This window comes from Brevundimonas sp. (assembly GCF_031082345.1).
Taxonomy (GTDB): Bacteria; Pseudomonadota; Alphaproteobacteria; order Caulobacterales; family Caulobacteraceae; genus Brevundimonas.
Genome location: NZ_JAVHLH010000272.1, coordinates 1 through 3,720, shown reverse-complemented (window position 1 = coordinate 3,720; position 3,720 = coordinate 1). Strand labels below are relative to the sequence as shown.

Genomic DNA, 3,720 nt, shown 5'->3' with positions numbered 1-3,720 from the left:
CCGGAGGGTCGTGTGGAAATCGACCGCGCGGGGCAGTCTGTCTCGTCGAAACGGTTACACATCAAAGCACCGGGCGAGGCCCGGCTGTCCCGCGCCCTCCCCACCCGCTTCAGCGAAGTCGACAAGACAAGTTTGCAATTCAAACAAGTCTGCCGTAGATCGTTCCTCCTCAAGAGGGGAGAGACCCATGTCCGCCGCCGAATCCGACACCCGACCCGACCGCCTGCACGGCCTCGACGCCCTGAGGGGCGGGGCCCTGCTGCTCGGCGTCGTCCTGCACGCCTCCATGAGCTATCTGCCGATCCCGATCTGGCTGTTCCCGGACGACCAGACCTCGCCGGCGGCCTCCGGCGTCTTCTTCGCCATCCACCTGTTCCGGATGACCGCCTTCTTCCTCATCGCCGGCCTGTTCGCCCACATGATGCTGGGCCGTCGCGGGACCTGGAGCTTCGTCCGCGACCGGCTCGGCCGCATCGCCGGCCCGCTGCTCGGCCTCTGGTGGGTCGTCTTCCCCGCCGTGATCGGCGTCATCGTCTGGAAGGCGGCCCTCGACAACGGCGGCGTCATCCCCACCGACGGCCCGCCGCCGCCGCCGCTGACCCTCGAGACCTTCCCGCTGCTGCACCTGTGGTTCCTCTGGGTGCTGCTGATCCTCTACGCGGCCTTCCTCTTCGTGCGCGCGCCCTTCGCGCTGCTGGACCGCGACGGCGCCGTCGGCCGCCTGGTCGACCGCCTGACCGGCGCCCTCGTCGGCCCGTGGACCCCCGCCCTGCTGGCCGCCCCGCTGGCCCTGGCCCTGTGGCTCACCCCCGACTGGATCCCCTTCTTCGGCATCCCGACCCCGGACAAGGGCTTCGTGCCCAATCCGGCCGCCCTGACCGCCTTCGGCCTCGCCTTCGGACTCGGCGTCCTGCTGGATCGCCGCCGCGACCTGCTGGGGCGGATCGAGCGTCTCTGGCCGGTGTTCACCGTCGTGGCCCTCGGAACCGGCGCCGCCGCCCTGGTTCTCTCCGGCGGCCTCGTCCCGCCCCTGACCCCGGTCGTCGATCCCGAGGCCAAGGCCCCCGCCGCGGCCCTCTACGCCCTGGCCGTCTACGCCTCGACCCTGGCCGCCACCGCCCTGTCGCTGCGCTTCCTGTCCGGCTACAGCGCCGTGCGCCGCTACCTCGCCGACGCCTCCTACTGGGTCTACATCGTCCACCTGCCACTGGTCATGGTCGGCCAGGTCCTGCTGCTGGACGCGCCCTGGCCGTGGTTCGCCAAGCTCGGCGCCGGGGTCGCCGGCGTCATGGCGGTCTCCCTGCTCAGCTACGAGCTGATGGTTCGTCACACCTTCATGGGCCGCTGGCTGAACGGCCGCCGCGTCCCGTGGCGCCGACCGCTCGCCCAGGCGGTCCCAGCGCCCGCCGAATAACTTGCCAACCCCCACCGGCTCGTCCACCCAATCGGGACGAGCCGGCTCCGGAGAATCGCACCCCATGTCCGCCAAGCCCCGCCTGACTTCCCCCGAGGACGACCTCGCCTTCATGCGCTCGATCGTCGAGGGCGGCGGGCGCCCGCACCTCACCCTCGGGGTGGCCTATCTGGCGGGCGGTCTGCTCTACGGCCTGCAGTGCCTGTTCCACGTCGGCCAGGCTGCGGGCGTCATCCGCTGGCCCGACCTGGCCAACCTCGCCTTCGTCGTCGGCATCAGCCTCAGCTTCCTTGTCGTCCTGGCGTGGGCCATCCGCCGCGACAGGCAGGACGGGGTGGCGACCACCCGCGGGCCGATGGCGACCCGGACCCTCAACGCCGCCTTCAGCGCCACCGGCATGGCCAATCTGGCCGTGATCCTGATCTTCGGCTTCGGCGCCGCCCGCGACCAGGACTTCGCCGTCTGGCTCTACTATCCGGCGGTGATCTTCGCCCTGCAGGCGGCGGCCTGGTACGTCGCCTTCAGCCTGAAGCGCAAGCCGTGGATGCTGGCCTGTTCGGCCGGAGGCTGGCTGACCGCCGTCGCCCTCGGCCTGCTGGTGCGCCAGCCCGAATGGTATCTCGGCGTCTGCACCGTGGCCCTGTTCGCCCTGTTCGCCCTGCCGGGCTGGATCATGGTCCGCGACGCCCGCGCCGCGCGGATGGCGGGCTGACGCCATGGGCCTGGCCGACCTCGGACGGATCGACGACGTCATCCACGGCCGCATGCGGCTGGGGATCATGGTCTATCTGGCCGACGTCGACGCCGCCGATTTCACCGAGCTCAAGACCGTGCTCGAAGCCACCCAGGGCAACCTCTCGGTCCATCTGAAGAAGCTGGAGGAGGCCGGCTACGTCGCCATCGCCAAGAGCTTCGTCAACAACAAGCCCCTGACCCGCGTCTCCATCACCCAGGCCGGGCGCCGGGCCTTCGCCGCCTACCTCGAGGCCATCGGCGCCCTGATCGGAGGCAAGGACTGATGGCCGGCCCCCGCGTCATGGGCATCGTCAATGTCACGCCGGACAGCTTCTCCGACGGCGGCCGGCTCGGCTCGGTCGAGGCCGCCGTGGCCCACGGCCTGCGGCTCGTCGAACAGGGCGCGGACCTCCTCGACATCGGCGGCGAGAGCACCCGGCCGGGCGCCGATCCCGTCGATGCGGCGGAGGAGATCGCCCGCGTCCTCCCCGTCATCGAAGGCCTTCGCGCCGCCGGCTGGACCGGCCCGATCAGCATCGACACCATGAAGCCCGGGGTCGCCCGCGCCGCCGTCGCCGCCGGGGCGACGATGTGGAACGACGTGACCGCCCTCGGCTTCGCGCCGGACAGCCTGGCGACCGCCGCCGAATTGAACTGCGACGTGGTCCTGATGCACATGCAGGGCGAGCCGCGCACCATGCAGGCCGCCCCGCATTATGACGACGTGGTCGCCGAGGTGACAGACTGGCTCCTCGCCCGCGCTGACGCCGCCATGGCGGCGGGCGTGAACCGCGAGCGCCTCTGGCTGGATCCCGGCCTCGGCTTCGGCAAGACGGCGCGGCACAACCTCGCCCTGACCGCCCGTCTCGAGCGACTGACGGCGACCGGCTTCCCGATCCTCTACGGCGCCAGCCGCAAACGCATCATCCAGACGGTGGACCCGACCGCCGCCGACCCCGCCGACCGCCTCGGCGGCTCGCTGGCTCTGGCCCTCGAGGCGGCGCGGCGAGGCGCGGCGATCCTCCGCGTCCACGACGTCCGCGAGACCGTGCAGGCGCTGGCGCTCCAGGCCGCCGTCGCCTCGGCTACATCGTGACGCGCCCCGCCGAGCCGATGATTTGTCCGCGCCCCTTGCCGAGGCGACCGCGAATGGTCATCCCCTCGCCATGACCTCGCCCCTCGGACGCGTCCTGATCATCGCCGGCTCCGACTCCGGGGGCGGGGCGGGGATTCAGGCCGACATCAAGGCCGTGACGGCGATGGGCGGCTATGCCGCCACCGCCATCACCGCCATCACGGTGCAGAACACCCTCGGCGTCCACGGCGTCTATCCCCTGCCGCTCGACCTGATCGAGGCTCAGGCCCGGGCCGTGCTGGACGACATCGGCGCCGACGCCATCAAGACCGGCATGCTGGGCTCGACCGAGGTGGTCGAGCGCGTCGCCGCCATCCTCGATACGTCCGACGCCCCCTCCGTGGTCGACCCGGTCATGGTCGCCAAGGGCGGCGCGCCCCTGCTGCCCGACGAGGCGGTGCAGGCCGTGCGCGGCCTGATGGTCCCCCGCGCCGCC

General features: G+C 71.7%; 5 protein-coding genes. All 5 read left to right on the top strand.

The features are described from left to right. The first annotated feature begins 187 nt into the window (after nucleotides 1-187). Entirely contained in the window at nucleotides 188-1,414 is a 1,227-nt protein-coding gene (locus RDU12_RS13840) for an acyltransferase family protein (protein WP_300292162.1), read from the top strand. 64 nt (nucleotides 1,415-1,478) lie between these two features. After that, nucleotides 1,479-2,126: a hypothetical protein gene (locus tag RDU12_RS13835; RefSeq protein WP_300292160.1), complete on the top strand. Its 648-nt coding sequence runs from the start codon at nucleotides 1,479-1,481 to the stop codon at nucleotides 2,124-2,126. Nucleotides 2,127-2,130: 4 nt separating this feature from the next. Next, complete coding sequence (locus RDU12_RS13830) at nucleotides 2,131-2,433, top strand: transcriptional regulator (protein ID WP_300292159.1); 303 nt, start codon at nucleotides 2,131-2,133, stop codon at nucleotides 2,431-2,433. After that, a complete protein-coding gene (gene folP / locus RDU12_RS13825) occupies nucleotides 2,433-3,245 on the top strand; it encodes a dihydropteroate synthase (RefSeq protein WP_300292158.1) in 813 nt (270 codons plus the stop codon). Before RDU12_RS13830 ends, folP begins: the two co-directional genes overlap by 1 nt. A gap of 70 nt (nucleotides 3,246-3,315) precedes the next feature. Further along, a partial coding sequence (locus tag RDU12_RS13820) for a bifunctional hydroxymethylpyrimidine kinase/phosphomethylpyrimidine kinase (protein ID WP_308685196.1) occupies nucleotides 3,316-3,720 on the top strand: 405 nt, incomplete at its 3' end.

Coding starts and splice junctions, on each gene's coding strand:
- RDU12_RS13840 (WP_300292162.1), top strand. CDS start 188: ATGTCCGCCGCCGAATCCGACACCCGACCCGACCGCCTGCACGGCCTC.
- RDU12_RS13835 (WP_300292160.1), top strand. CDS start 1,479: ATGTCCGCCAAGCCCCGCCTGACTTCCCCCGAGGACGACCTCGCCTTC.
- RDU12_RS13830 (WP_300292159.1), top strand. CDS start 2,131: ATGGGCCTGGCCGACCTCGGACGGATCGACGACGTCATCCACGGCCGC.
- folP (WP_300292158.1), top strand. CDS start 2,433: ATGGCCGGCCCCCGCGTCATGGGCATCGTCAATGTCACGCCGGACAGC.